Genomic DNA, 26,540 nt, shown 5'->3' with positions numbered 1-26,540 from the left:
CATCGAATCGTCGACAGCGACAGGGCATTCTAATGAGCCTGCAGTGATGGCTTACCGAGCGCAAGCGTCGCCGCCCGTTCGAGCCGAGCCTGAGCCGGGCTAACTGCGAAGTCCGCGGCGCGCTGCGTTGCGCAGCATCAGCGCGCCCAGGCCGGCTGCCAGCAACAGCGAACCGCTCGGTTCCGGCACGGGCGCCAGCGCGAAGCTGATCCAATACGTCGCAAAGACGTCCGGGCCCAAGTTGCCCAGGCCGCGAGGCGTGAGCCTCATCCAGTACTCGTGATTGCTGAAAACGAGTGCAGGGTCGACGTACATCGGCTGGCTGGCATCCAGATCAAGGGACAGCAGGCCTTCGCCGGTTTGTGCGTCGGCAATGTACAGATTGACGCCGCGTCGCTGGTTGAAGGCACCCGCGGTGACCCACCCGCTTGCTTCGAAGCGGGCAGTGATCGGTGAACTGCCTGCCGGCAGGTTCCACCGGAAGTGGATGGTGTCGCTGTCGTCGCCAGGCTGGCCGACGGCACCGCTGAAATACCCGGCATAGGGGTAGATGCCGCTGGTATCCAGGTAGAACAGCGACGGTGCGGTCGGGTCGTCAAAGTCGGGGAAGTACGGGCCTTCTCCCACCGGCTGAAAGGTCGCGTGCGCGGCTGTGGCAAGGCACAGCAGGGCAGCTGAAGCAACCTGGTTCGCCTTCATGGTGTTCCTCCAAGCGCCGACGGTGACGGTGGCACTTTGACGAGCGAGGTTGCAGCACGCAAGCCCTATTCCGAAGTGACCTCGCGCGCGCCGCCGGGCAGAGGGCACCAGCGCGCGTCACGCACCGGTGTGCCAACGTCAGTCGAACACCGGCGATTCCACGCCCAGCACCTTGTGCAGCTTGGGGCTGGTGGTCGTGTACTGCAAGTGCACGCGCTTGTCGGGGAACACATAGGGCGCGGCGCCGAAGGCCGCCAGCGCGGTTTCGTGGAAGCCGCTGAGGATGAGCTTCTTCTTGCCCGGGTAGGTGTTCACGTCGCCCACGGCAAAGATGCCGGGCACGCTGGTCTCGAACTTCTCGGTGTCGACGACGATCTGCTTGCGCTCCAGCGCCAGGCCCCAGTCGGCGATGGGGCCGAGCTTGGGTGACAGGCCGAAGAACACCAGCACCTCGTCGCAGGGCACAACGCGCGTGACACCGTCGTTGCCCGTGATCTTCAGCCCCGTGAGCTTGCCGTCGCGCTCGTCGAGGCCCGTGGCCTGGCCGATGATGATCTGCATCTCCAGCGCATCGCAGAGCTGGCGCAGCTTGGCGACGCTGGCCGGCGCGGCGCGGAAGTCGTCGCGGCGGTGCACGAGGATGACGCTCTCGGCCTTGTGCGGGTTGCCGTCGGCGTTGCCGGCGCAGAAGTTCAGCGCCCAGTCCACTGCCGAGTCGCCGCCGCCGATGATGACCAGGTGCTTGCCGGCGAAGCGCGCCGGGTCCTTGACGCGGTAGTGCACCTGTTCGCCCTCGTAGGGCTCGATGCCGTCGACCTTCAGCAGGCGCGGCTGGAAGGAGCCGACGCCGCCGGCGATGAACAGCGCCTTGGCGAGGAACTGCACGCCCTTGCTCGTCGCGACGAAGAAGCGCCCATCGTCCTGCCTGGCCACCGTCGTGACTTCCTGGCCCAGATGGAAGGTGGCCCCGAAGGGCTCGATCTGCTTGAGCAGGCTGTCGGTCAGCTGCTTGCCGGTGCACATGGGCACGGCCGGGATGTCGTAGATCGGCTTGTCGGGATACAGCTCGATGCACTGGCCACCGGGATAGGCCAGGCTGTCGATGATGTGTGCCTTGATCTCCAGCAGGCCCAGCTCGAAGACCTGGAACAGGCCTACCGGGCCCGCGCCGACGATGACGGCGTCGGTCTCGATGACGTCGGCTGGCTGAATTTGTGGCATGAAAGCAGGCGCTGACGCGCCGAAGTTCAGCGGATCAGCTCGGGCAGCTTGCCCGTCTTGTCTTTCCACTCGTCGGCGTCGGGCAGCGCGGGCTTGCGCTTGGTGATGCTGGGCCAGGACTTGGCCAGGTCCGCGTTGATCTTGATCATGTGGATCTGATCACCGGGCACGTCTTCCTCGGGCAGGATGGCGTTGACCGGGCACTCGGGGATGCAGACCGCGCAGTCGATGCACTCATCCGGGTCGATCGTCAGGAAGTTGGGGCCTTCGCGGAAGCAGTCGACCGGGCAGACGTCGACGCAGTCGGTGTATTTGCAGCGGATGCAGGCTTCGGTGACGACGTGGGTCATGGGCAGCTCGGGGAAGTGAGGGGCGCCTGGGTGGGCAATGTTTCGGGCGAATCGGCGATTTTAGTCGGCGGCAGGACTTGATCCTGGCCCGCGAGCGGCAAAGCGCCTGTCCCGACCGTGACGACAGTGGGGCGGCCGCGGTGCAGCAGCGCGGCGCGGGCAAGGTCGGCCAGCGCGTGCTCGCTGGTGATGGCGTCGGCGCAGCCGGCGCGGGAGACGACCAGCGTGGGCGTGTCGGGCGCCCAGCCGGTGGCCAGCAGCTGGCGGCTCAGCGCGGCCAATTGGCGGCCGGCCATGTAGAAGACTTCGGTGTCGGCCGAGCGGGCGGCGCGCAATTCGCCGGCTTCGGTCATGGCGGTCGTCAGGCTGACGCTGCGGCCGCGGCCGCGGCGCGTCAGCGGGCGTTGCGCCTGGGCGGCGGCGGCCAAGGCCGCGGTGACGCCGGGGACGACCTCGCTGGCGATGCCGGCAGCAAGCAGGGCCTGCAGTTCTTCCTCCAGGCGGCCGAAGACGCTCGCGTCGCCGCCCTTGAGGCGCACGACGAGGGCATGCTCACGCGCCGCCTTGACGAGCAGCGCATTGATCTCGGTCTGCTTGGCCGAATGCTCGAAGCCGCGCTTGCCGACCGAGATCCAGCGGGCTTGCGGTGCCAGTTCGCGCAACGCCGGGTCGGCCAACGCGTCGGCCAACACGATGTCGGCCTGCGCCAGCGCACGGGCGCCGCGCAGCGTGATCAGATCGGCGGCGCCAGGGCCGGCGCTGACGAAGATCACACGGCCAGCCATCACCAGGCCTCTTCCGCCGGGGCGGTTTGAACGTCGACCAGCAGTGCGCCGCTGGTGCGGTGGCTGGCGGGGTCCACGACGATCAGTGCGCCGCCGACGCGGTTGTCCACGAAGGGCTCGACGGGCAGCTCGTGCTGCACTTCCATCTGCACGCGGCCAATCGTGTTGACGGGCAGTTCGTGCGCGTCCTGCGGCGTCAGCGTGTTGATGTCCAGCACCGAGTCGATGGCGGAGATGCGCGCCTGCACCCAGCGGTTGCCGTGGCGCACCCAGTACTTGCGGCCGGGCTTGGCGGCTTCGGTGTCCAGCCAGGCGAGGGTCGCAGGGAAGGTCTTGGTCACCGTGGCGCTGGCCGGCGTGACGATCCAGTCGCCGCGACTGACGTCCAGCTGGCGGTCCAGCACCAGGCCGGCCGAGTCGCCGGCTTCGGCGCTGGCGACGGTCTCACCGGCCAGGCGCACCTCGGAGACGACGGCGGTCTGCCGGGACGGCAGCACCTCGACAGTGTCGCCAGCCTTCACCGCGCCGTGGGCGATGCGGCCCCACAGCACGCGCGGCTGAACGCCGGTGCCTTTGGATTGGTAGGCGTCCTTCTGCACGTATTGCACCGGCAGGGACAGCGGCGCGTCGGCGCGCTCGCTCAGCGTGGGCAGGCGCTCCAGCACCTGCAGCAGGCTCTCGCCGTTCCACCACGGCGCGTCCAGCGGCTGCGTGACGTTGTCGCCGCGCAGTGCGCTGACGGGCACGGTGGCTGCGGCGTTCAAGCCGGCGGCGGCGGCGAACTTGTCCAGCGCCGTTTTGACCTTGGCGAAGCCGGCGCCGGCGTCGTCCAGCGCGTCGATCTTGTTGATCGCGAAGACGATGCTGGGCACGCGCAGCAGCTGGGCCAGCAGCGAGTGGCGGCGGGTCTGCGGCAGCAGCACCACCTCGTCCTGCGTCAGGTCCAGCTTGGTGATGTCCACCAGCACGACGGCGGCATCGCTGCCGGCGGCGGCCGTGACCATGTTGCGCGTGTACTGCTCATGGCCGGGGGCGTCGGCAATGATGAACTTGCGCGTCTTGGTGGCGAAGTAGCGGTAGGCCACGTCGATGGTGATGCCTTGCTCGCGCTCGGCCTCCAGACCATCGGTCAGCAGGCTCAGGTCGATGGGCCGGCCGGCGGCGCGGCGCTCCAGCGTGTCGAGCTGGTCGGCCAGGATGGCCTGGCCGTCGAACAGCAGGCGGCCGATCAGCGTGCTCTTGCCGTCGTCGACGGAACCGGCCGTCAGGAATCGCAGCGCCTTCATCAGAAATACCCTTCCTTCTTGCGCTTCTCCATGGAAGCTTCACTCGTGCGGTCGTCCATGCGGGTGGCGCCGCGTTCGCTGACGGTGACGGTCAGCGTCTCGGCCACGACCTCGCTCGCATTGGCGGCGGGGCTCTCGACCGGGCAGGTGCAGGTCATGTCGCCCACGGTACGGAAGCGCACGGTGGCGGTCTCGACGGTCTCGCCGTCTTCCGGCGGCGTCACGTCGGTCAGCGGCACCAGCAGGCCCTTGCGGCGGATGACCTGACGCTCGTGCGCGAAGTACATCTGCGGCAGCGGGATGTTCTCGCGGGCGATGTAGAGCCACACGTCCAGCTCGGTCCAGTTGCTGATGGGGAAGCAGCGGAAGTGCTCGCCCGGACGGATGCGCGTGTTGAACAGCGTCCACAGCTCGGGGCGCTGCTCCTTGGGCTGCCATTGGCCGAAGCTGTCGCGGTGGCTGAAGATGCGTTCCTTGGCGCGCGCCTTCTCCTCGTCGCGCCGGGCGCCGCCGATGAGGGCGTCGAACTTGTGTTCCTCGATGGTCTCCAGCAGCGTCACGGTCTGGTGGCCGTTGCGGCTTTCCAGCGGGTGGCTCAGGCGGATCGTGCCCTTGGCCATGCTGTCTTCCAGGTGGCCGACGATCAGGCGCTCGCCCATGTCCGCCACGCGCTGGTCACGGAAGGTGATGACCTCGGGGAAGTTGTGGCCGGTGTCGATGTGCACCAGCGGGAAGGGCAGCTGGCCCGAGTAGCCACTCGGGTGCGCCGCGTTCTTCATCTTGAAGGCCTTCTCGGCCAGGCGCAGCACGACGCAGCTGTCCTTGCCGCCGGAGAACAGCAGGGCGGGGCGCTCGAAGCTGGCCGCGACCTCGCGCAGGATGAAGATGGCTTCCTCTTCCAGCGCGTCCAGATGGGCGTGGTCGACGTCGGCGATGAGTTGTTCGGGTTTCACAGCAGCATTCATGATTTGGCGTGCAGGCCGCATTCCTTGGTGGAGTCTTCCCACCACCAGCGGCCCGCTCTGAAGTCTTCACCGACCGCGATGGCGCGCGTGCAGGGCGCGCAGCCGATGCTCGGCATGAACTGGTCGTGCAGCGGGTTGTAGGGGACGTCGTATTTCTCGACATAGGCCCAGACCTCGGCCCAGGTCCAGTCGGCGATGGGGCTGATCTTGCGGCGGTTGTTGCCGTCGTCCTCGTCGAAGGCCACATCGCCGCGCGCACCGCTCTGCTCGCGGCGCAGGCCGGTGATCCAGGCCGAGCGGCCCTTCAGCATGCGCCCCAGCGGCTCCATCTTGCGGATGCCGCAGCAGGCCTTGCGCAGCTCGATGTTCTTGTACATCGCCTCCTCGCCTTCCTTGCGGACGAACTGGATGACGGCGTCGGCCACGGGCTTGAAGACCTCGACGTCGCGGCCATAGCGCTCGCGGATGCGCGGCAGCAGCGCCAGCGTTTCCGGGTGCAGCTTGCCGGTGTCCAGCGTCGAGATGGCTATGGGCAGCTGCGTGCGCGCGATCAGGTCGGTGATGACCATGTCCTCCACACCCAGGCTGCTGCTCTGCACCAGGCCGTCGCCGTGCTCGATGTTGGCGTCGCGCAGGCGCTGCAACGCGGCTTCGATCTTGGCGTCGAGCGCTGGCGTCCACTTGGCGTAGAGGCCGATCGCATTGCCGGCCGCGGGCGCGGCGGCCCAGGGCAGGCTGCTGACGCCGTCGCTCATGCTGCGCTCCTCTGGAACCAGGGCCGCGTCTCGCTGACGTCGCCCTGGTAGAAGCCGACCGGCGCGAACAGGTCCAGCGCCTTCTGCGCTGCGGCCTGCGATTGGTCGCCGCGCATGACGACCTCGTCAAAGCCGGTGCGGGCCAGCAGTTGCATCATGTCGACCAGCACTTCGCCGCGGGCGCGGATGGCGCCGGCGAACTTGAGGCGGCTGCGCAGGATGTGGGCCTGGCTGTAGGCGCGGCCGTCGGTCCACTTCGGGAAGTCGAGCACGACGAGGGCGATGCGATCCAGGTCCGGCGCGAGCTGGTTGATGTCGGCGTCGTTCGGGAACTCGATGGCCACGGGCGTGCCTGCGGGCCAGCGCGTCTTGACGGCATGCCACTGTTCCAGCGACAGCAGGCGGTTGGGTGCCGGATCGGGATCGGGCTTGGGGCCGTCTTCGCCGATGGCGTGCTTCCAGGCGCAGGTGGTGGCGTTGATGAACTTCATGCTTGGGCCTTGGCGGTGGACACGCGCACGGCGTTGGCGGCGGTCTTGAACGGGTCGAGCCCCAGGCGGCGCACGGCGTCGATGAAGTGCTCGCCGGCCAGGCGCTCGCGTGTGTAGGTCTCGATGACGGCGTCGATGGCGTCGGCGATCTCGTCGGCCGCGAAGCTGGGGCCAATGACCTTGCCCGGCGTCGTCGTGCCCGACAGCGTCGAGCCGTCGCTGCCACCCAGCGTCAACTGGTACCACTCGGCGCCGTCCTTGTCGACGCCCAGGATGCCGATGTGGCCGCTGTGGTGGTGGCCGCAGGAGTTGATGCAGCCGCTGATGTGCAGGTCGATCTCGCCCAGGTCTTCCAGCTCGTCCTGGTCCTGGTAGCGCTCGGCGATCTCGGCGGCCAGCGGCAGCGAGCGGGCGTTGGCCAGCGCGCAGAAGTCGCCGCCGGGGCAGGCGATCTGGTCGGTCAGCAGGCCGGCGTTGGCGGTGGCGAAGCCGGCGGCGCGGGCCGCCTGGAACAGCTCGGCCAGCTCGGCCTCGCGCACCCAGGGCAGCACCAGGTTCTGGCGGTGCGTGACGCGCAGCTCGCCGTGGCTGAAGCGGTCGGCCAGCGCGGCGGCCGTGTCCATCACGTCGGCCGAGGTGTCGCCGGGGGCGATGCCCACGCGCTTCAGGCTCAGCGTGACGGCGCGGTAGCCGCTCAGGCGGTGGCCGTGCACGTTGCGCTGCAGCCAGCGGGCGAAGGCCGGGTCGCTGTCGTCCAGTGCCACGGCCGGCTCGGCCTTCACGCCGGCCGGGTCGACGAAGCTGGCCGCCACGCGGTCCAGTTCGGCTTGCGGAATGATCTGCTCGTGGCCACCGGCGTCGTCGGCCAGGATGCGGCGGAACTCCTCGTTGACCGCGTCGAAGAACTTCTGGCCTTCGGCCTTGACGAGGATCTTGATGCGCGCCTTGTAGAGGTTGTCGCGCCGGCCGGCCAGGTTGTAGCAGCGCACGATGGCCTCGATGTAGACGAGGATCTGCTGCCAGGGCACGAAGGCGTTGATCTCCACGCCCGGGATGGGCGTGCGGCCCATGCCGCCGCCGACGAAGACCTGGAAGCCGACCTCGCCGGCTGCGTTCTTCTTGAGCTGCAGGCCGATGTCATGCCAGCCGATGGCCGCGCGGTCTTCGGTGGCGCCGGTGACGGCGATCTTGAACTTGCGCGGCAGGTGGGCGAACTCGGGGTGCAGCGTGCTCCACTGGCGCAGGATTTCGCAGTAGGGGCGGGCGTCGATGAGTTCGTCCGGCGCGATGCCCACGAACGCGTCGCTGGTGATGTTGCGGATGCAGTTGCCGCTGGTCTGGATGCCGTGCATGTCGACCTCGGCCAGCAGCTCCATCACCGTGGCGCTGTCCTTCAGCGGGATCCAGTTGTATTGCAGGTTCTGGCGCGTCGTGAAGTGGCCGTAGCCGCCCTGGCCGGCGAACGGGCCGTCGGGCTGGCGGTCGTAGTCACGGGCGATACGGGCCAACTGGCGCAGCTGGCGCGACGACAACTCGCCATAGGGCACGGCCACGCGCAGCATGGGTGCGTGGCGCTGGATGTACCAGCCGTTTTGCAGGCGCAGCGCGCGGAACTCGTCGGTGCCGAGGGTGCCGTTCAGGTGGCGCTCAAGCTGGTCGCGGTACTGCGCGGCGCGGGCGTGGACGAAGCGGCGGTCGAAGTCGGTGTACTGATACATGGGCTCAGGCCAGGGAACGGTAGATATTGAACGCGCTGACGAGGACGATGGTCGATCCCACCAGGGCCAGCAGGGCCTTGGTGTGCAGGCGCTTGGTCAGCAGCGCGGCGAAGGGGGCGGCGAACAGGCCGCCCAGCACCAGGCCGGCGACGGTGTTCCAGGGGCTTTCGTTGCCGACCAGCAGCGCAAACACGCCGGCGCTGATGAAGGTCAGGAAGAACTCTGCCAGGTTGACCGAGCCGATGGTGGTGCGCGGGTCGTGGCCGGTGCCCACCAGCGTCGTCGTCACGACCGGGCCCCAGCCGCCGCCGCCGACCGCGTCGACGAAGCCGCCGAACAGGCCCAGCTTGGCCACGTGGCGAGGTTCGCCGCCGCGCACCTTGATCTTGCGGAAGATCTTGCTGATGACGTACAGGCCCATCGCCAGCAGATAGGCGGAGATGAAGGGCTTGATGGCCTTGCCATCGATGCTGGACAGCACCCAGGCGCCGGACGCCGCGCCCGCCATGCCGGGCACCAGCAGGCGCAGGAACAGGTTGCGGTTGACGTTGCCCAGCTTCAGGTGGGCGATGCCCGATACACCGGTCGTGAAGACCTCGGCGATGTGCACGGACGCGCTGGCCACGGCCGGGCTGCTGCCGGTGGCCAGCAGGAAGGAACTGCTGGTGATGCCGTAGGCCATGCCCAGCGCGCCGTCCACGGTCTGCGCCAGCAGGCCCACCGCAGCGGCGGCCCAGAACTCCCGGCTGGCCAGCGCCGCGCTCACCAGTTCCAAGCCACTGAGGCTGCCCGCCGGTTGGCTGAACAGGCGTGACGCCAGCGCGATGGACAGCGCCATCAGCAGCCCCATCACCGACCACAGCGCCACCTTCAGCACCGGGTGGCCAGGGTCGCCCGCATGGGTGACGGCGTTCTCCAACGGCGGCAGGCCGAGCTCGGCATGCTCGGCGTTGACGGGGCTGTAGCTGAGGTCGAGGTCGCGGACTTTCATTGAGGCCGCGACTCTAGGGAATGTTGCAGCGCCGCAGAACTACTTAATTCTTGGGGCTATATGCCCATGCCGAATAAGCAACTTCAGTTTGTGGCGAGTTCGCGCAGTGCCGCGACCTGTTCAGCGATGCGTGTGGGCACCGTTTCGGTGCCTGCCAGCATGGCCTGGATCAGCGCCGCGTTCTCGGCCGGCGTGCAGGCAGGCGACAGCGGCCAGTCCAGGTCCGTCGTGTCCGCCGGGTGCAGCGGCGCGGTCTGACCGTCCTGGAAGCCGATCAGATGGGCCTTGCGGCGCAGGTGGGCATAGGCCTCGCCTTCGCTGGCACGCATCAGCAGCGCCCGGCCGCCACCGGCCGTCAGGGCGGGCAGGGCCTGGCCCATGCTGTCCAGGTACTCCGGGTGCGTCACCGCGACGACCCGCACGCCGCGGCCGGCGGGGAAGGGGTCCAGCAGCTTGGCGAGGCTGTGCGAGCTGTTGCGCACGCCCAGGCGTGGGCGCAAGGCCATCAAGCTGTTCAAGCCAGGGTTCAGCATTTGCAAAGGCAGCACGGCCAGGCGGTTGCTGGCCAGGCGGGCCTCGGCCTCGCTCAGCGTCGCGCTGGCGGGCAGGCCGAGCGCATCCAGCAGCTCGAAGGGGCTGTGGCGGCTGTCGAAGTCATGCCGGCCGAAGACCAGCACCGGCACGCCCTCGCGCGCCAGCAACTGCGCGACCAGCGGCATCAGGTTGGCCTGCTTGCGGGCCCCGTTGAAGCTGGGCAGCAGCACGGTGCGCGGCCCGTCGGGTGCGGCCAACGAAGCCGTGCGCGCCTGCATCGCGGCCAGGAAGCCGGCCACCTCGTCCGCGCTTTCGCCCTTCACGCGCAGCGCGATCAGCATGGCGCCCAGCTCCATGTCGGGCACCTGGCCGTCCAGCATCGCGCCGAACAGCTGCTCGGCGTCCGCCCGCGGCAGGTCGCGCGCGCCCTTGGGTCCGCGGCCCAGTTCCTTGATCAGTGCTGCGTAGTTCATGCCGCCAGTGTAGGAACGCCCAGGGCCGCACGCGGCGGCCCTGGGCGGCAGGCGGCGAGGGTCAGAACGCCATGCGGGCGCCCAGCGACACCAGGCGGACGTTGCTGCGCTCGCCCTGGTACTGGGCACGGGTCGCGTCCACGCCCAGCTCGATGCGGGTCGATGGGCTCAGCGCGTAGTTCAGGCCCAGCCCGACGATGGGCTGGGTCTTGCTCTCGCTGTCGGAGCCGCTCAGCACGCCGGTTTCGGCATGCAGCTTGGTGCGCACGCGAGCCACGCCCAGGCGGCCGACCAGGCCCCAGTCCGGCGTCAGCGCCGCCGTGTAGGCGCCGCCGAAGGACAGCGCTTCCGGCTTGGCGCTCAGGCCCAGCGCGCCATCGGATGCGCGGAACTTGCCGAAGTTCGTGTACCCGCCTTCCAGCGAGAAGCCGTTGCCGAACGAGTAGCCGAACACCGCCTTGCCGCCGGTGGCGTTCCGGTCGCAGCTCTGCACGCCGGTGCAGTCGACATTCAGGTGGCCTTGGCCGAGGGACAGCAGGCCGTACGGGCGTTGTGCGGAGGGATTCGAGTTGGATGACTGCGCCTGGGCGTTGACGGCCAGCAGCAGGGCGGCAAGAGTGAGTGCGGTCTTCTTCATGGGTACTTCTTTCCTACTTCGTTCATCTGAGCGCAGGGGCCCGGGTGGGGCTTGCAGCGATCCCGCGATCGGTCACCGCGGACTTGCATCGTCAGCGCCTCGCCACGGTGCGCCTGTAGGACTGGGCGATGCAGGCGCGCCGGACCGCCGCCTGCCGGCCTGTGACGCCGGTAACTGAAAGCAAACTGTCCACCTGGGCGGAGATACTTCAGCGCCATGCCCCGCATCAAGCCCAAGACGCTCTACATCACCCTCAGCGTGCTGATGGTGGGCCTCGTGATCCTGGTCTATGGCGTGCTGCTGCTGCACGAGCGCTGGCGCAGCGACGCGCTGATGCTGCAGCAGGCCGGTGCCGCCGCGCGGCGCATCGGGCGTGAGGCCGCGGCCGCGGTCGAGACCGAGTTGCGGCCGGCGCGGGTCAGCGTGGCGCTGCTGGCCACCGGCACGCTGGGCCGCGCCACGACCGAGACCGAACGCCTGGCGGCGCTGCCGCAGATGGCCGCGGCGTTGCGCAGCAATGCCTCGGTGTCGGCGGTCTATGCCGGCAACACCGGCGGCTCCTTCGTGCTGCTGCGCCGCCTGGGCGACGCGGCCACGCGCAAACGCATGGGCGCACCGGCCGACGCCGCCTTCGCGCTGCAGACCGTCGACCGCGACGCCGGCGGCGCGGCCCGCGGTGCCTACCGGTTCTACGACGGCGGGCTGCGCGAGCTGCAGCGCCGCGAGCGGGCCGACTACGACTTCGACCCGCGCACGCGGCCCTGGTTCGAGCTGGCCCGGCGTGCCGCGGACGGTGCCGTCGTGCAGTCGGCGCCCTATCTGTTCTTCACGACGGCCGAGCCCGGTGTGACGCTGGCGCAAACGGCTGGCAACGCCGTCGTGGGCGCCGACGTCAGCCTGCAGGCGCTCAGCGAGATGCTGACGCGGCCGCAGATCAGTCGCTCGGCGGAACTGCTCATCGCGACCCGCGATGGCGAGATGCTGGCCGAGGCCCGCCGTGACCGCCGGCCCGGTCTGAAGGACGGCCAGGGCCTGCCGCGCGTGGCCGAGGCCGCGTCGCCGCTGATGCGCGCGCTGTGGCAGCGCCGCGATGGCGCGGGTCACCTCACACCGGTGCAGGTCATCGATGACCGCGAATGGGTCAGCCATGCCTTGCCGCTGACGGGCGCCGTCGAGGCCGGCGCGCCGCTGGTGCTGCTGATGGCCGCGCCGCGCGACGAGTTGCAGGCCTTCCAGATCGAGAGCCGCCGGCACAGCTTCTACATCTCGCTGGCGCTGATGCTGCTGCTGCTGCCGCTGGTGCACCTGCTGGCCGACCGCGTGTCGCGGCCGCTGCGCCAGTTGGCCCGCCAGGCCGAGGCGATCGAGCGCTTCGAGTTCGTCGGGCCCGACCCGGCACGCAGCCTGATACGCGAGGTGGACCGCCTGGCTGTGGCGATGACGGCCATGAAGCGCTCGCTGCGTCGGTTCCTGGACATCAGCGGCGCGCTGAGCGCCGAACGCGACTTCGACACGCTGCTGGACCTGATCCTGCGCGAGACCATCGCCGTGACCGGCGCCAGTGGTGGTGCCGTGCACCTGCTGTCGGCCGATGGCAGCGCGCTGGAGCCGGCATCGGCGCGTCTGCACGACCAGCTGGCGCCCGACGTCGGCCGCCGCTGGGACTTGAACGTGGCCGACAGCGTCGGCGCGCCGGTGCAGGCGCTGCGCGCGGACGATGCCGTCGAGGTGGAACTGGGCTGGGAGGACCCGAGTCATCTGGCGGCCTACCAGTCGCTGTTCTCGGGCCTGGGCGCGGCGCGGCTGCGCCTGCTGTCACTGCCGCTGAAGAACCGCCAGCACGAGACCATAGGCACCCTGACGCTGAGCTTCCCGCTGCCGGACCAGGGCCGTGCCGAGCCGCTGGGTGCGGCTCACGTGGCCTTCGTGCGCGCGCTGTCGGGCACGGCGGCGGTGGCCATCGACAACCAGCTGCTGCTGCGCGCCCGCAAGGAGTTGCTGGAGAGCTTCATCCAGCTCGTCGCCGGCGCCATCGACGCCAAGAGCCCCTACACCGGAGGCCACTGCCAGCGCGTGCCCGAGCTGACCAAGATGCTGGCCCAGGCGGCCTGCGATGCGACCCAGGGCCCGTACGCCGGCTTCACGATGGACGCCGACCAGTGGGAGGCGCTGCACATCGCCGCCTGGCTGCACGACTGCGGCAAGGTCACGACGCCGGAGTACGTCGTCGACAAGGCGACCAAGCTGGAGACGATCTACAACCGCGTGCACGAGATCCGCACGCGCTTTGAGGTGCTCAAGCGCGACGTGCTGATCGAGCGGCTGGAGGCCCGGCTCGGCGAGGCCGGCGCGGCGGCGGCGCGTGCCGACGCCGCTGGCGCGCTGGCGGAGCTGGACGCCGACTACGCCTTCGTCGCGGCCTGCAACCAGGGTGGCGAATACCTCGACCCGGCGGCGCTCGCGCGGCTGCGCAGCATCGGCGAGCGGCGCTGGTGGCGCACGCTGGACGACCGGCTGGGCCTGTCGGCCGACGAGGCGCGGCGCCTGGGCCCGGGCCGGCCGGCGTTGCCGGCCGTCGAGCAGCTGTTGCAGGACCGGCCCGAGCATGTGCTGCCGCGCCCGGCCAACGACCGGCTCGCCGCCGACAACCGCTGGGGCTTCCGGCTCAGCCAGCCCGAGCATCTGTACCACCGCGGTGAGCTGCACAACCTGGCCGTGTCGCGCGGCACGCTGACGGAGGAGGAGCGCTACAAGATCAACGACCACATCGTGCAGACCATACGCATGCTGTCGGAGCTGCCCTTCCCCAAGCCCTTGCGCAATGTGCCCGAGATCGCCGGCGGCCACCATGAACGCATGGACGGCAAAGGCTATCCGCGCGGACTGACGGGCGACCAGATGAGCCCGCAGGCCCGCATGATGGCGATTGCCGATGTCTTCGAGGCGCTGACGGCGAACGACCGGCCCTACAAGCCCGCCAAGCCCCTGTCCGAGGCGCTGGCCATCCTGCGGCGCATGGTGGCCGAAGGGCATCTGGACGGCGAGCTGTTCGAACTCTTCCTGCGTTCCGGCGTCTGCATGGACTATGCGCGCCGCTTCATGGCGGCGGCGCTGATCGACGTCAGCGATGTGACGACCTATGCGGCCTAGCGGTCGTGGCGGTTGACGTTGAACTTGACCGCGCCGGCCTTCAGCAGCAGGTTGCCCGCGCCGTCGTGCAGCGTCGCCTGCAACTCGTAGTCGCCCACGGGCAGGTCGACGATGGCCTCGGTGCGGCCGTCGACCAGGCTCTGGCGCAGCACCGTGTTGCCCTTCTGGTTGACTGCCAGGCGGAAGTGGCCCGTGTCCTGGATGCTGGTGCCGGCCGGCGCGATGCCTAGCCCCGTGCCGACAACGCCCAGTGACACGGTGAAGGGGCTGGCCACGATCTCGTCGTCGCGCAGGTTCTTCACATAGGCCTGGCGTTCGGCCGAGCTGCGCGGCGCGGCGCGCAAGTCCTCGTACCAGGCCTCGCAACTGTCGCGGTCGCCCGCGGCGACCTTGGGTGCGGGGTCGCTGCGCTTGCCCGTGACCACGATGGCGATCTCGTTGCTGAACACGAAGTAGGGCTTGTGCGCGTGGTCGGCGAACAGCAGCCGCAGCGTGTGCCGCCCCGGCGGCAGGTCGATCTCGGTGCCGGTCTGGCCCTTGCCGAAATGCTTGTGCGTGTTGGAGAACGGGATGGGCGCCGTGTGGTCGCGTGGTAGCGGCGTGTCGATGAGGATGTGGTGGTGGCCGGCCTTCTCGTTGGCATTGCCCGCCGGGATGACGCCCATGCCGCGGATGCCGAACTCGACCCAGAACGGCGAGCGCACGCGGTAGCCGGCCTTGAGGTTGCTGAAATGCACGGAGACCGGCTCGCGCAGGTCGATCGCCGTGCGCTGGGTGGTGTGGGCCAGCCAGCACTGCCGCTCCAGCGGGTCGGCGGGCAGGGCGTCCGCAAGGCCTGGCAGGGGCATCAGTCCCAGGGGCCAGAGCAGCCAGCGGCCACGGTTTGCGGCAGACCCCATGAGAACCCCCCGTCGTCGATGTTGCCGGCGATTGTGGGGGCGGCCCGCGACGGGGAGCCTCGTGAAAAGTGGTGACGCTAGGCCACCTGAAGCTGGTGGCCCAGATGCAGTTCGCCGAACAAATCCTTGGGGTCGGCCATCTGCGGGATCAGGTCCAGCGGGGCGCCCAGGCCCAGCTGCATGCTGACGTCGCGCAGCAGGCGCAGCGCGGAGAAATCCTCCAGCGCAAAGCCGACCGAGTCGAACACGGTGACTTGGGCATCGCTCTCGCGGCCGGGTGCGCTGCCGGCCAGCACGCGCCAGAACTCCGTGACAGGGAAGTCGGCCGGCATCTGCTGCACATCGCCCTCGACGCGTGATTGCGGCTCGTACTCGACGACGACGCGGGCCATGGCCAGCACGTCGCGGTGCAGTTCGGTCTTGCCGGGGCAGTCGCCGCCGACGCCGTTGATGTGTTGGCCGGGCTCGATCATGTCCGGCGTCAGGATGGTCGCGTTGGCCTTGTCCGCGGTCACGGTGGTGATGATGTCGGCGCCCTTCACGGCCTCGGCCGTCGATGCGCAGACGGTCAGCGTCAGGCCCGGCGTGGCTTGCAGGTGCCGCACCAGCTTGGCCGTGGCGGCCGGGTCGATGTCGTGCAGCCGCAGCTCGCGGATGCCTAGCAGGTGGTGGAAGGCCAGGGCCTGGAACTCGCTTTGCGCGCCGTTGCCGATCAAGGCCATCACGCGGCTGTCGGGGCGGGCCAGGCGCTTGGCGACCATGACCGACGTCGCGGCGGTGCGCATCGCGGTGGTCAGCGTCAGCTCGGACAGCAGCGCCGGGGCGCCGGTGGCCACGTCGGCGAGCACGCCAAAGGCCATCACGGTCGGCAGGCCGAAGCGGTGGTTTTTGGGGTGGCCGTTGACGTACTTGAAGCTGTAGTGGGTGGCATCGGCGATGGGCATCAGCTCGATGACACCGTCGGCCGAGTGGGCCGCGACGCGGGGCGTCTTGTCGAACTCGGCCCAGCGCCCGTAGTCCGCTTCCAGGTAGCCGACGAGGCGGCGAAGTAAATCGGGAAGTCCCACGCGCTGCACGAGGCGGGCGACGTCTTGGGTGGTGAGAACGGTGGTCATGGCGGGTCTCCGGAGGTCTTTGAAAAGGCTTGAAGCGATTCTTCCGAGGCCGTCCGCCAAACAGAAGCGCAACTCTTGGCCAATAACTGATGGCAATTTGGCAAAATGGCAGTGGAAATTGACAAATTGATCAAATGGACACGCTGGACCAGCAACTTCTCGCACTGTTGCGCACCGACGCCCGTGCCAGCGTCGCCACGCTGGCGGCCAAGCTGAAGGTGTCGCGCGGCACCGTCACCAACCGCATCGCGCGGCTGGAGGACGGCGGCGTCATCACCGGCTACACGGTGCGGCTGCGGCCGGACTCGGTGCCCAACCAGATCACCGCCTGGATGAGCATCACCGTGGAAGGCAACCGCACGCGCGAGGTGGTCTCCATCCTGCTGGGTGAGCCGGGCATCACGGGCCTGTTCGACACCAACGGCCGCTGGGACCTGCTGGCCGAGATCCGCAGCTCCAGCCTGCAGGAGCTGGCCGATGTGCTGGAACGCGTGCGCCTCATCAAGGGCATCGCCGGCACCGAGACCAGCATTCACCTGCAGAGCTACAAACTCGGGTGACACGGCTCGGGTATCGTCCGCAGCGCTTCTTCAGGCCACCCTGGCCCTTGTTCCGACCATGATTCATGCCTTGATCCGCCGCGCGGGGCTTGCCGCCCTGGTCGTGGTCCTTGCCGGCTGCTCCGTCATGCAGTCGCAGCCGCCCCAGCCGCCCGTCATCGTCACGCCACCGACGACGCCCGACCCGCCGCCACTCGTCAAGCCGCCACCCAGGCCGCCGCGCATCGGCCTGGCCCTGGGCGGCGGCGCCGCCCGCGGCTTTGCGCACATCGGCGTCATCCAGGTGCTGGAGGAGAACGGCATCAAGGTCGACCTGGTCGCCGGCACGTCGGCCGGCAGCCTGGTCGCCGCGCTCTACGCGTCGGGCAAGACCGGCAAGGAGATGCAGACGCTGGCCGAGGGCATGGACGAGGGCGGCATCACCGACTGGTCCTTCCCGCTGCGCGGCCTGATCCGCGGCGAAGCGCTGGCGCGCTTCATCCGCGACAAGACCGGCGGCAAGGGCATCGAGCAGATGGCGCTGCCGCTGGGCATCGTCGCCACCGACCTGTCGGACGGCTCGGCCATCCTGTTCCGCAGCGGCGACACGGGCACGGCCGTGCGCGCCTCCAGCGCCGTGCCGGCGGTGTTCCAGCCGGTCAAGATCGGCCAGCGCGAGTACGTCGATGGCGGCCTGGTGTCGCCGGTGCCGGTGCGCTTCGCGCGCGAGATGGGCGCGCAGTTCATCATCGCGGTGGACATCACGTCGCCGCCTGAGAAGGACCCGCCGGGCGACGCCTTCCGCATGCTGATGCAGACCTTCTCCATCATGGGCCGCAGCATCAACATGTTCGAGCTGCGCGAGGCGGACGCCGTCATCCGGCCCAAGCTGGACGGTGTCGGCAGCGCCGACTTCACCGCGCGCCGCCGCGCCATCCAGGCCGGCCGCGAGGCGGCGCAGGCCATGCTGGCGCTGCTGCGCCAGCGCATTGCCGACAAGACAAGGTAGCCCGGCGTGGACACCGAGATCCCGCTGTTCCCGCTGAGCTCGGTGCTCTTTCCCGGCGGCTACCTGCCTTTGCGCATCTTCGAGCCGCGCTACCTGGACATGGTGCAGCGCTGCCATGCCCACGGCCAGCCCTTCGGCGTCGTCGCGCTGACCGAGGGGCAGGAGGTGCGCCAGCGCGACGGCGAGGGCTTTCGGCGCGAGGCCTTCCAGCACGTCGGCACGCTGGCGCGCATCGAACACTTCGCGCACGACCAGCCGGGCCTCATCCAGATCCGCACGCGCGGCGCGCAGCGCTTTCGCGTGCTGGACTCGCGCTGTCTCAGCCATGGCCTGTGGGTGGGCCAGCTGGCGCTGCTGCCCGACGACGCCGCCGTGCCGGTGCCGGAAGACCTGACCCAGGCCGGCAGGCATCTGCAGGATTTGCTCACCCACTGGCGCGAGCGTGCCGGGCCCGAGGAGCTGCCCATCCAGCCGCCTTATGCCTGGGACGACGCCGGCTGGCTGGCGAACCGCTGGGCCGAGCTGCTGCCGATGCCGGCCGAGGAGCGCCAGCGGCTGATGGCGCTGGACAACCCGCTGCTGCGGCTGGAGCTGGTCGTGGACCGGCTGGACGCGATCAGCGATTCAGCCAGTCGCTGAGCACTGCCAGCACCTCGGCCTTTTCCGGCTCGTTGAAGATCTCGTGAAACAGGCCCGGCCAGGGCTTGGTGGCGACGACGTTGGCGGGCACGGCGGCCGCAAAGGCTTCGCTGCCGCGCGGCGCCACGCAGCGGTCCGCGCCGGCCCACATCAGCAGCGTGCGCAGCCGCCAGCGCGGCGCGTCGCCGATGACGCGGGCGCCGGCGTCGACGATGAAGCGCGTCGTGCGTGCCGTGATGCGGTCGTGCACCAGCGGGTCGGTCGCGTAGGCCTTCACGACGGCCGGGTCGCGGCTGATCCATTCCGGCTTCAGCCCGTTGCTGACGGCCAGGCCCGGCGCCAGCTTCTCGGCCAACGCGAGCGCGAGTTTCTGACCGCCGTTGAGTCCGGGGTCCAGTGCGGGCGAGGACAGCACCAGGCCATCCAGCGGCCGGCTCCAGGCGGCCGGCTTGGCCACCAGCGCCTCGGCCGCAAAGCGTGCCGCGATCACGCCGCCCAGGCTGTGGCCCAGCAGCACGAAGCGTTCGGCGGGCCGGCGCACGGCGTCGATGACGCGCGCCGTGTCACGCAGCAGCGCGTCGTGGTCGGGGATGTCGCCGCGCCGCCCCTCGCTCTTGCCATGGCCGCGGTGATCCCAGCCATGCACCTCCCAGCCCTGCGCGTTCAGCGCCGCGGCGACATGGGCGTAGCGCTCGATGTGCTCGCCCAGGCCATGCACGATGAGCAGCTGGCCGCGCACGGGCGCGGTGGCGGGCCAGCGCCGCGTGTGGAGCTTGAGGCCGTCGTCGGTGGTTGCTGTCATCGCGTGTTGGGGTGGGTCGCGGGGTTGGGCTGCAAGTTTGCCCGAGCTTGCGCCGCGCCCACCTCGGACTCGCGGCGCGAGCCCAGCACGCGCGCATAGGCCCAGGTGAACTCCGCGCCGATCAGCAGGATCTGCGCCGAGAAGTACACCCACACCAGCAGCGCGACGATGGAGGCGGCCGCACCAAAGCCGGACACCACGCCGCTGCCCTGCAGGTAGGCGCCGATGGCCTTGCGGCCCAGCTCGAACAAGCCGGCCGTGACCAGCGCGCCCAGCAGCACGTCGCGCCAGGCGATGCGCACGCGCGGCATCCACTTGAAGATCAGCGCGAACACGGCCACGACCAGACCCTGGCTGATCACCGTGTTCGCGACGGCGGCGACGTACAGCCACTGGCCAAACCACGGCTTCCACCACGTCTCGGCGGCCGACATCACGGCGCCCAGCAGCAGCGACACCAGCAGCAGAAAGCTCAGGCCCAGGATGAGGCCGAAGCTCAGCAGCCGTGCGCGCAGCCAGTTCAGCCAGCCCTGCACGGGCCGGGCGGGCACGCGCCAGATGGTGTCCAGCGCGTCCTGCAGCTCGGCGAACACGGTGGTGGCGCCCACCAGCATCAGCCCCAGGCCCACCAGCGTGTTGAGCCAGCCGCCGACCGGCCAGGCGACGCTCTTCAGCATGCCTTCGATGGTGGTCGCGGCGGAGTCACCGAGCAGGACGCCCAGCTGCTCCACCAGCTCGCCGCGCACCGCCTCGCCGCCCCAGACCAGGCCCGCCACCGACACGACGATGAGCAGCAGCGGCGCCAGCGAGAACAGCGTGTAGTAGGCCAGCGCGGCGCCCATGCGCGGCCCGCGGTCGTCGAGGAAGCCTTCGAAGGTCAGCCGCAGCACGCGGCCCAGCGGGCGCAGGAGGGAGCGAAGCCGGTAGAACCAGTACATGGCCCGAGTCTGCTGGCTGGCCCCCGCCGCGGCTGTAGGACGGCGGCGATTCAGAGCGCCGCGCGCAAGCGGTCGTAACCGCTGCGGCTGACCGGGATGCGCTTGCCGTTCTTCATGCGGGCGACATGGGCGTCGCTGTCGGTCTTCTCCAGCCCTTGCAGCGCGGCCAGGTTGATGATGAAGGAGCGGTGCACGCGCACGAAGCGCGTGGGGTCCAGCTGGGTCTCCAGCTCGGAGATGCGCTGCGTCTTCAGGTACTCGCGGCCGGCGCTGTGGAAGGCGACCTGGTCGGCCTGGGCCTCGATGTGGTCGATGGCGTCGATGGCCAGCACCTGCATCGCGGCGCCGGTGCCGTCGCGCACCAGCACGCGCGAGATCGTCGGCCCCGCGGGCGCGACGAGCTGCTCCAGCCCCGGCGCGGCCTGGCCCAGCAGGCGGCGTGCGCGCTCCAGCGCGGTGTCGAAGCGGGCCTGCGTGTAGGGCTTGAGCAGGTAGTCCACCGCATGCAGCTCGAAGGCGTGCATCGCATGCTGGTCGTAGGCCGTCGTGAAGATGACGCCGTCGCGCCGGCCGGTCAGCTCCAGCACTTCCAGCCCCGTCAGCTTGGGCATCTGGATGTCCAGGAAGACCAGGTCGGGCTGGTGCTCGGTGATGGCGCGCGCCGCGTCCAGGCCGTTGTGGGCCTCGGCGATGACGCTGATGTCGGCATGCGGCGCGAGGTACTCGCGCAACAGGCGGCGGGCAAGGGTCTCGTCTTCGGCGATGAGGGCACGCAAGGTCATGCCAGGGTCTCCAGGGGCAGGGTGATCTCGACCGCGAAGCCGGTGGGCGTTGCGCCCCAGTGCACGCGGGCGCGGCCGCCGTACTGGGCGGTCAGCCGTTCGCGCAGGTTGCGCAGGCCGTGGCCCAGGCCGCCTTCGTTGGCGGGTTTGTCGGGCACGGGGTTGCGCACGGCCACGTGCAACCAGCCGTCGCGCACCAGCGCCTGCAGCTGCAGCAGGCCGCCGTCGTCGCGCGGGCGCAGGCCGTGCTTGAGCGCGTTCTCGGCCAGCGGCTGCAGCGTCAGCGGCGGCAGCAGCGCGCTCAAGGTGTCGGCGGGCGCGTCGATGGCGAAGGCCAGCTTGTCGCCCAGCCGCTGCTTCTCGATGGCGAGGTAGTGCTCGACCAGCGCCAGCTCGTCCGCCAGCGGGATGCGCTCGCGGCCGGCCAGCGCCAGCGTCTGGCGGAAGAACTGCGCCAGGTCGATGGCCATCGCGCGCGCGGCGTGCGGGTCCAGGCTGGTCAGCGCGCTGATGGAGTTCAGGCTGTTGAACAGGAAATGCGGGTCGATCTGCAGGCGCAGCAGCTGCAGTTCCATGTCGCGCGCCAGCAGCCGCGCCTGAGTCTCGCGCGTCGTGGCGTCCTGGGCCGCGGTGATGGCGATGAGCAGGTCGTGGGCGAGCACGGCCAGCAGGAGCAGCGTGAGGCTGCCGGCCAGGGCCAGCAGCCAGGCGGTCGGCGTCATCGCGACGAAGCCGCCGACGCCGTTCCAGGCCGCGGCCAGCGCCACGCTGGCGCCCGCCAGCAGCAGCATCGCCGCCACGCGGGAGGCCAGCGCGCGGCCCCAGCGGCCCGCCGTGAAGGGCTGGCTGCGGCAGGGGTAGTAGGTCGACAGCGCCGCGAGCGCCAGCACGCCGGCGAACGGCAGCGCCCACAGCAGCGCCCAGCCCGGCGTCGCGAGTCCCTGGGCCACCAGCCCCGCGGCCAGTGCCAGGCCGGCCAGCGCGAAGGCCAGCAGGTAGGCGGCCGCATACCGCCAGCGGGTCAGCAGCGGGTGCACTCAGTTCTTGATGTCGACGCCGCCGAACACCGCCTCGCCGCGCAGCACCAGGCGCTGCGTCGGGTTCATCGGCGGCACGGTCTTGTCGTCGATGCCGCCCAGTGTGGCGCCGATCTCGACCACCACCTGCCACTCGCGCGGCACGCGCAGGTCGATGCCGCTGAAGCGCGCCGACACTTCCAGCACCGCTTCCGGCCCGTCCATGACGGCCTGGCGCAGGTCCAGCTCCACGCCGCCGAAGGTCACGTCGATGCGGCCGCCCTTGAAGCTGCGCGAATCGTTCTGCATGTTGACGGCGCCGAAGCTGGTGTGGATGTCGACGCGCTCACCGTGCTCCAGCGTGGAGGTGTCGAAGCCCACCTGCGGCTGGCTCGACGCCTGGCGCGGGTAGAAGCCACGCAGCAGGATGGACAGCCCGGCCAGGATGATCAGCACCGGCCACCAGTCGCGCAGCTGGAAGTGCACGTAGCCCAGGTTCTGCGCCGTCAGCACCGAGCCGACGCCGATCATGATCAACCCGAACAGGCCGCTGCCGGTGTGCCGCGGCCAGGCCAGCCGGCTCAGGCCCCACAGCACCAGCGCCAGCGGCCAGAAGGTGCGCAGCAGCGCGATGTCGAACACATGCAGGTTGTCCAGCAGCGCCAGCACGCCGATGCCGACGACGCCCAGGCCGAACAGGATGCGGTGGCCGGGGTGGCTCAGGCGGTGGCGATGGCGGTGGCGGCGGGCGTACATGGTGGGGCGGCTCCAGGCTTTGAATGCCGCTAGTAGAACCGCCCGCCTGCGCCGCCTCGACCCCGCTGCGGCGAATCGACGCCTTTGGCCGACGAATCGACGCCGGCCTTCGCCAATGAAAAAAGCCCGGTGCGCGAGCACCGGGCTTTCGAGGCGAAGCTTGAAGCTTAGGCAGTGGCGCGCTTGGTGGCGCGGCTGGCCGTCTGCGTGGCCTTGACGGCTTGCGTCGTGGCAGCCTGGAAGTTGGCTTCGGCCACTTCAACGGCTTGCTTGGTGGCCTTTTGGACCGACTCGAAGGCGTTGTTGGCGGCGGCGACGGCGGACTTCACCAGCGCGACGGCGTTCTCGGTGCCGGCCGGGGCGTTCTTGGCGGCGTTGTCGACCAGCGTGGAGAACTTCTTCTGCGCGTCGGCGAACTGGCTTTCAGCAGCCTTGGCGACTTCGGCGCCGGTGCTGGAGGCGATGTCGTAGATGTGGCGGCTGTAGGAAGCGGCCTTCTCGGCGGTGGGCTGCAGCAGCGCGGCCTGCAGGGACAGCAGCTCTTGTGCGTCCTTGACCGACAGGGCGGCGGCGGTCGTGTCGGCGGCTTCGCTCAGCGCCGTCTTGGCGACTTGCAGGTTCAGCTCGACGAGCTTCTCGACGCCTTCGAACGCCTTGTTGGTCAGGCCGAAGAGGGTTTCGACATTGGCCTTGTGGGCGGCGAGGACTTGTTCAGCGGTCAGCATGGTGTTACTCCGATTTCAGGTGGTTGAACCGTTTGCTGTGCTTCTTTTGCTGCACTGCAACATGGACTGAATGATAGGGGTTGGCCAGCGAATTGCAAGAACTTTTTGTGCAGTGCAGCAAATTAGGGATGCCGGCATGCCAAGGCGGTCACGGCTATCGTGCCGGTCCATGCTGGCTTTCCATTCCGACGCCCACAGCCTGGCGCTGCCGCCGGGGCACCGTTTCCCGCAGTCGAAATACCGGCTGCTGCGCGAGCATTTCGAGCGCGAGCCCGGGCGGCTCAGGATGCTGGCGGCGCCGGCCGCCAGCGAGGGCGAGCTGGCGCTGGCCCACACGCCGGACTATGTGGACGCGGTGCTGCTGGGCCACCTGAGCGCGGCCCAGCAGCGCGAGATCGGCTTTCCCTGGTCGCCATCGATGGCGGCGCGCTCGCGGCATTCGGTCGGCGCCAGCATCGCCGCGGCGCGCGCGGCGCTGGAAGAGGGCGTGGCCGCCAACATGGCCGGCGGCACCCATCACGCCTATGCCGACAAGGGCTCGGGCTACTGCGTCTTCAACGACGTGGCCGTCGCCGCGCGGCTGATGCAGGCCGAGTGGTCGAGGCAGCATCGCAGCCTGCTGCGCGTGCTGGTCATCGACCTTGACGTGCACCAGGGCAATGGCACGGCGTCCATCTTCCGTGACGACGACACGGTGTTCACGTTCTCCATGCACGGCGCGCGCAATTTCCCGTTCCGCAAGGAGGCAAGCGACCTGGACGTGGAGCTGCCCGATGGCTGCGGCGACGCCGACTACCTGGCGGCGCTGGACAAGGCGCTGGACGAAGTCTGGCAGCGCTGCGAGCCGGGGCTGGCGTTCTACGTGGCCGGCGCCGACCCGCACGAGGGTGACCGGCTGGGGCGCCTGAAGCTGAGCTACGCGGGCCTGGCCGAGCGCGACCGGCGCGTGCTGGCGGCGTTGAGCCAGCGCCGTATCCCGGTCGCACTGAGCATGGCGGGCGGCTACGGCCATGACCTGGCGACCACGGTCGCCGTGCAGGTCAACACGCTGAACCTGGCCGCCGAGGCCTGGGCGGCCTGGTCTAGCGGACCCGAAAGCCGCTGACGACCTGGGCCAGCCGCTGCGCCTGCTCGCGCAGCGACTCGGCGGCCGCGGCGCTTTCCTCGACGAGGGCGGCGTTCTGCTGCGTCATGTCGTCGACCTGGGTCACTGCCTGCGTGACGTCGTCGATGCCTCGGCTCTGCGCGTCGGCGCTGGTGCTGATCTCGCCCATGATGTCGGTCACGCGCTGCACGGCGCCGACGATCTCGCCCATGGTCGCGCCGGCGTCCTGCACCAGCCGCGCGCCGGACTCGACGCGCTCCACGCTCGCGCCGATCAGCGTCTTGATCTCCTTGGCCGCCGCCGCGCTGCGCCCGGCCAGGCTGCGCACCTCGCCGGCCACGACGGCAAAGCCGCGGCCTTGCTCGCCGGCGCGCGCGGCTTCCACCGCGGCATTCAAGGCCAGGATGTTGGTCTGGAAGGCGATGTCGTCGATGACGCCAATGATGTCGGCGATGCGCTTGCTGGACGCCGCGATGTCGTTCATCGTGTCCACCACCTGCTGGACGACGCTGCCACCGCGGTGGGCCACGGCCGCCGCCGTCGTCGCGAGCTGATTGGCCGTCTGCGCATGCTCGGCGCTCTGATGCACGGTGCCGGTCAGTTCGGCCATGGACGTGCTGGTGAGCTCCAGGCTGGAGGCCGTCTGCTCGGTGCGCGTGCTCAAGTCCTGGTTGCCCGAGGCGATCTCGGCCGACGCGGTGCGGATGGAGTCCGCCACCAGCATGACCTCGCCCACCGTCTGGCCGAGCTGCTCACACATCTGGTTCAGCGCGCGCATCAGGCCCGCCAGCTCGTCCTGGCCTTGCGGCGCGGCGCGCTGCGTCAGGTCGCCCGCCGCGACCGACTCGGCCAGCGACAGCGAGGCATTCACGTCCGCCGCGATCTTGCGCTGGTTGACCAGCAACAGGCCCATGCCCGCGCTGGCCGCCAGCAGCGACAGGATGCCGAACAGCCAGGCGCGCTTCTGTGCACCGGTCTGCTGGGCGGCTGCGGCGCTCTGCTGATCGGTGTCCATGCTCTGCACGACCTTGCCGATCAGCGTGGCCAGTTCCTTGTAGCGCGCCTCCGCGTCCTGCATCGCGGCGACACCGGTGTTGGGGTCGACGGAGGCCAGGTCGATGGCGCCATCGGCCTTGCTCAGATAGGCCTGCAGCAGCGGCAGCGCCGCCTTGATGTGGGCGTCGGTCTCGGGCGGCGTGCTGTCCATGTCGGCCAGCGTGTTCAGCGTGCGCGACAGGCCCTCGACCTGTTGCTTGAGCTGGCTGCGCAGCGCCTTGATCTTGGCGTCGTCCAGAGAGCCGATCAGCGCGATGGTGCGGAACACGCCGCCATGCATCTCGCCCACTTGCGTCTGCACGGCCACGGTGGTCATGAAGACCTCGTTGCGCTGCTGGTCGGCCTCGTTGGCCGCGACCACCTCGCGCAGCGAGAGCAGGTTGTTGCCCAGGCTGATCGCCAACACGACCGCCAGCGCCGCCATTGGCGGCAGCAGCATTTTTGCAGCCAGCTTCATTCAGTCAGCCTTCCAGGGGAGCCGCCCAGGGCGGGGCGGCAGGGCACGGGACGGCCACGTCCCGCCGGGCTTACTTGTAGATGCCGCCGCAGACGATGGTGTCGTCCAGCCGCTCGCAGTACATCTGCTTGGGCTCGATCTTCTTCGTGGCGGGATTGGTGAACTTGTAGTCCTGCCAGAAGCCCTTGGGGCTGGACTTGCCCAGCTCCACGCGCTCGCGGATGAAGGGCTTGCCGTCGATGTCCTTCAGGTCGATGAGGTCGCGGCCGACCTGCTTCTCGTTGGCGCCATGGGCCAGGCATTTGCCGTCCATGCCGTAGACGACCAAGTAGAGGTCGCTCTTGACGAACTGCGGGTCCTTGGCGGTGATGGCGGCGTAGGCCTTGTCCTTGCCGTTGGCCTTGATGTAGGTGACGCCCTTCTTGACCGTGGCGACCGCGTCGTCCTTGGTCGCGTTCTGGGCCAGTGCGGGTTGGCTGCCCATGAGGGCCGCCAGTGCGAGGGCAAGACCTGATACAGCGAATCGATTCATGCGAATGCTCCTTCCGAGCCGTTGTGAATCCGTCCTCACCCACGCCACCCGGCGGTGACTGCGATCAGCCTTGGGGCTCCGGGCCAGTTTCGCTCCTGCAAAAGTGATTCCGCAA

General features: G+C 69.6%; 27 protein-coding genes. 5 read left to right on the top strand and 22 right to left on the bottom strand.

What is annotated here, in order from left to right:
- Window positions 1–99: 99 nt before the first annotated feature.
- The 12 genes from AC1D29_RS01355 to AC1D29_RS01300 form a co-directional block, all read right to left on the bottom strand.
- Window positions 100–699: a PEP-CTERM sorting domain-containing protein gene (locus AC1D29_RS01355; RefSeq protein WP_477894000.1), complete on the bottom strand. Its 600-nt coding sequence runs from the start codon at window positions 697–699 to the stop codon at window positions 100–102.
- A gap of 138 nt (window positions 700–837) precedes the next feature.
- The gene (locus AC1D29_RS01350) at window positions 838–1,920 is read right to left on the bottom strand and encodes an NAD(P)/FAD-dependent oxidoreductase (protein WP_477893998.1); all 1,083 of its coding nucleotides are present in this window, start codon (window positions 1,918–1,920) and stop codon (window positions 838–840) included.
- Between the two features lie 26 nt (window positions 1,921–1,946).
- A complete protein-coding gene (fdxA, locus tag AC1D29_RS01345; protein WP_477893996.1) occupies window positions 1,947–2,270 on the bottom strand; it encodes a ferredoxin FdxA in 324 nt (107 codons plus the stop codon).
- Window positions 2,267–3,055 carry a uroporphyrinogen-III C-methyltransferase gene (gene cobA / locus AC1D29_RS01340; RefSeq protein WP_477893994.1) on the bottom strand — a complete coding sequence of 263 codons (789 nt, stop codon included), beginning with the start codon at window positions 3,053–3,055 and terminating at the stop codon, window positions 2,267–2,269. Before cobA ends, fdxA begins: the two co-directional genes overlap by 4 nt.
- A complete protein-coding gene (locus AC1D29_RS01335) occupies window positions 3,055–4,341 on the bottom strand; it encodes a sulfate adenylyltransferase subunit 1 (protein WP_477893992.1) in 1,287 nt (428 codons plus the stop codon). The genes cobA and AC1D29_RS01335 overlap by 1 nt, the downstream gene beginning before the upstream one ends.
- Entirely contained in the window at window positions 4,341–5,306 is a 966-nt protein-coding gene (gene cysD / locus AC1D29_RS01330; protein WP_477893990.1) for a sulfate adenylyltransferase subunit CysD, read from the bottom strand. The genes AC1D29_RS01335 and cysD overlap by 1 nt, the downstream gene beginning before the upstream one ends.
- Complete coding sequence (locus tag AC1D29_RS01325; RefSeq protein ID WP_477893988.1) at window positions 5,303–6,061, bottom strand: phosphoadenylyl-sulfate reductase; 759 nt, start codon at window positions 6,059–6,061, stop codon at window positions 5,303–5,305. Before AC1D29_RS01325 ends, cysD begins: the two co-directional genes overlap by 4 nt.
- Window positions 6,058–6,552, bottom strand: a complete 495-nt coding sequence (locus AC1D29_RS01320) for a DUF934 domain-containing protein (RefSeq protein ID WP_477893986.1) — start codon at window positions 6,550–6,552, stop codon at window positions 6,058–6,060. Before AC1D29_RS01320 ends, AC1D29_RS01325 begins: the two co-directional genes overlap by 4 nt.
- A complete protein-coding gene (locus tag AC1D29_RS01315) occupies window positions 6,549–8,270 on the bottom strand; it encodes a nitrite/sulfite reductase (protein WP_477893984.1) in 1,722 nt (573 codons plus the stop codon). Before AC1D29_RS01315 ends, AC1D29_RS01320 begins: the two co-directional genes overlap by 4 nt.
- Before the next feature lie 4 nt (window positions 8,271–8,274).
- Complete coding sequence (locus tag AC1D29_RS01310) at window positions 8,275–9,261, bottom strand: sulfite exporter TauE/SafE family protein (RefSeq protein WP_477893982.1); 987 nt, start codon at window positions 9,259–9,261, stop codon at window positions 8,275–8,277.
- 83 nt (window positions 9,262–9,344) lie between these two features.
- On the bottom strand, window positions 9,345–10,268 hold the full coding sequence (gene ybiB, locus AC1D29_RS01305) for a DNA-binding protein YbiB (protein ID WP_477893980.1): 924 nt from the start codon (window positions 10,266–10,268) through the stop codon (window positions 9,345–9,347).
- Between the two features lie 61 nt (window positions 10,269–10,329).
- Window positions 10,330–10,905, bottom strand: a complete 576-nt coding sequence (locus AC1D29_RS01300; protein WP_477893978.1) for an outer membrane beta-barrel protein — start codon at window positions 10,903–10,905, stop codon at window positions 10,330–10,332.
- Between the two features lie 216 nt (window positions 10,906–11,121).
- Here AC1D29_RS01300 and AC1D29_RS01295 point away from each other — a divergent pair, with 216 nt between their 5' ends.
- The gene (locus AC1D29_RS01295) at window positions 11,122–14,055 is read left to right on the top strand and encodes an HD domain-containing phosphohydrolase (protein ID WP_477893976.1); all 2,934 of its coding nucleotides are present in this window, start codon (window positions 11,122–11,124) and stop codon (window positions 14,053–14,055) included.
- Here AC1D29_RS01295 and AC1D29_RS01290 read toward each other — a convergent pair.
- A complete protein-coding gene (locus tag AC1D29_RS01290) occupies window positions 14,052–14,903 on the bottom strand; it encodes a DUF4399 domain-containing protein (RefSeq protein WP_477893974.1) in 852 nt (283 codons plus the stop codon). The two genes, AC1D29_RS01295 and AC1D29_RS01290, sit on opposite strands and share 4 nt — an antisense overlap.
- Before the next feature lie 128 nt (window positions 14,904–15,031).
- On the bottom strand, window positions 15,032–16,069 hold the full coding sequence (locus AC1D29_RS01285) for an ornithine cyclodeaminase (protein WP_477893972.1): 1,038 nt from the start codon (window positions 16,067–16,069) through the stop codon (window positions 15,032–15,034).
- 134 nt (window positions 16,070–16,203) lie between these two features.
- Between AC1D29_RS01285 and AC1D29_RS01280 the strand changes: the two genes are divergently transcribed.
- The 3 genes from AC1D29_RS01280 to AC1D29_RS01270 are packed head-to-tail and all read left to right on the top strand — an operon-like array spanning window position 16,204 to window position 18,256.
- Window positions 16,204–16,629, top strand: a complete 426-nt coding sequence (locus tag AC1D29_RS01280; RefSeq protein ID WP_477893970.1) for an Lrp/AsnC family transcriptional regulator — start codon at window positions 16,204–16,206, stop codon at window positions 16,627–16,629.
- Between the two features lie 58 nt (window positions 16,630–16,687).
- Window positions 16,688–17,617 (top strand): patatin-like phospholipase family protein, encoded by a 930-nt coding sequence (locus AC1D29_RS01275; protein ID WP_477893968.1) that lies wholly within the window; start codon window positions 16,688–16,690, stop codon window positions 17,615–17,617.
- A gap of 6 nt (window positions 17,618–17,623) precedes the next feature.
- Window positions 17,624–18,256: an LON peptidase substrate-binding domain-containing protein gene (locus AC1D29_RS01270; protein ID WP_477893966.1), complete on the top strand. Its 633-nt coding sequence runs from the start codon at window positions 17,624–17,626 to the stop codon at window positions 18,254–18,256.
- Here AC1D29_RS01270 and AC1D29_RS01265 read toward each other — a convergent pair.
- From AC1D29_RS01265 to AC1D29_RS01240, 6 genes are all read right to left on the bottom strand, one after another.
- Complete coding sequence (locus tag AC1D29_RS01265; RefSeq protein ID WP_477893964.1) at window positions 18,234–19,058, bottom strand: lysophospholipase; 825 nt, start codon at window positions 19,056–19,058, stop codon at window positions 18,234–18,236. The two genes, AC1D29_RS01270 and AC1D29_RS01265, sit on opposite strands and share 23 nt — an antisense overlap.
- The gene (locus AC1D29_RS01260; protein ID WP_477893962.1) at window positions 19,055–19,996 is read right to left on the bottom strand and encodes a YihY/virulence factor BrkB family protein; all 942 of its coding nucleotides are present in this window, start codon (window positions 19,994–19,996) and stop codon (window positions 19,055–19,057) included. The genes AC1D29_RS01265 and AC1D29_RS01260 overlap by 4 nt, the downstream gene beginning before the upstream one ends.
- 50 nt (window positions 19,997–20,046) lie before the next feature.
- The gene (locus AC1D29_RS01255; protein ID WP_477893960.1) at window positions 20,047–20,778 is read right to left on the bottom strand and encodes a LytR/AlgR family response regulator transcription factor; all 732 of its coding nucleotides are present in this window, start codon (window positions 20,776–20,778) and stop codon (window positions 20,047–20,049) included.
- Complete coding sequence (locus AC1D29_RS01250; protein ID WP_477893958.1) at window positions 20,775–21,815, bottom strand: sensor histidine kinase; 1,041 nt, start codon at window positions 21,813–21,815, stop codon at window positions 20,775–20,777. Before AC1D29_RS01250 ends, AC1D29_RS01255 begins: the two co-directional genes overlap by 4 nt.
- Window positions 21,816–22,550 (bottom strand): LiaI-LiaF-like domain-containing protein, encoded by a 735-nt coding sequence (locus AC1D29_RS01245; protein WP_477893956.1) that lies wholly within the window; start codon window positions 22,548–22,550, stop codon window positions 21,816–21,818.
- 167 nt (window positions 22,551–22,717) lie between these two features.
- On the bottom strand, window positions 22,718–23,275 hold the full coding sequence (locus AC1D29_RS01240; protein WP_477893955.1) for a phasin family protein: 558 nt from the start codon (window positions 23,273–23,275) through the stop codon (window positions 22,718–22,720).
- Between the two features lie 169 nt (window positions 23,276–23,444).
- Between AC1D29_RS01240 and AC1D29_RS01235 the strand changes: the two genes are divergently transcribed.
- Window positions 23,445–24,380 (top strand): histone deacetylase family protein, encoded by a 936-nt coding sequence (locus AC1D29_RS01235; RefSeq protein WP_477893953.1) that lies wholly within the window; start codon window positions 23,445–23,447, stop codon window positions 24,378–24,380.
- Here AC1D29_RS01235 and AC1D29_RS01230 read toward each other — a convergent pair.
- Together AC1D29_RS01230 and AC1D29_RS01225 are read right to left on the bottom strand one after the other, a co-directional pair.
- A complete protein-coding gene (locus AC1D29_RS01230) occupies window positions 24,358–25,893 on the bottom strand; it encodes a methyl-accepting chemotaxis protein (protein ID WP_477893951.1) in 1,536 nt (511 codons plus the stop codon). The two genes, AC1D29_RS01235 and AC1D29_RS01230, sit on opposite strands and share 23 nt — an antisense overlap.
- Before the next feature lie 70 nt (window positions 25,894–25,963).
- A complete protein-coding gene (locus tag AC1D29_RS01225; protein ID WP_477893949.1) occupies window positions 25,964–26,425 on the bottom strand; it encodes a cache domain-containing protein in 462 nt (153 codons plus the stop codon).
- Window positions 26,426–26,540 lie beyond the last annotated feature (115 nt).

Source organism: Roseateles sp. P1_C6 (genome assembly GCF_056406315.1).
Note: the sequence above shows the minus strand (reverse complement) of the source record. Positions and strands in the feature narration are given on the sequence as shown.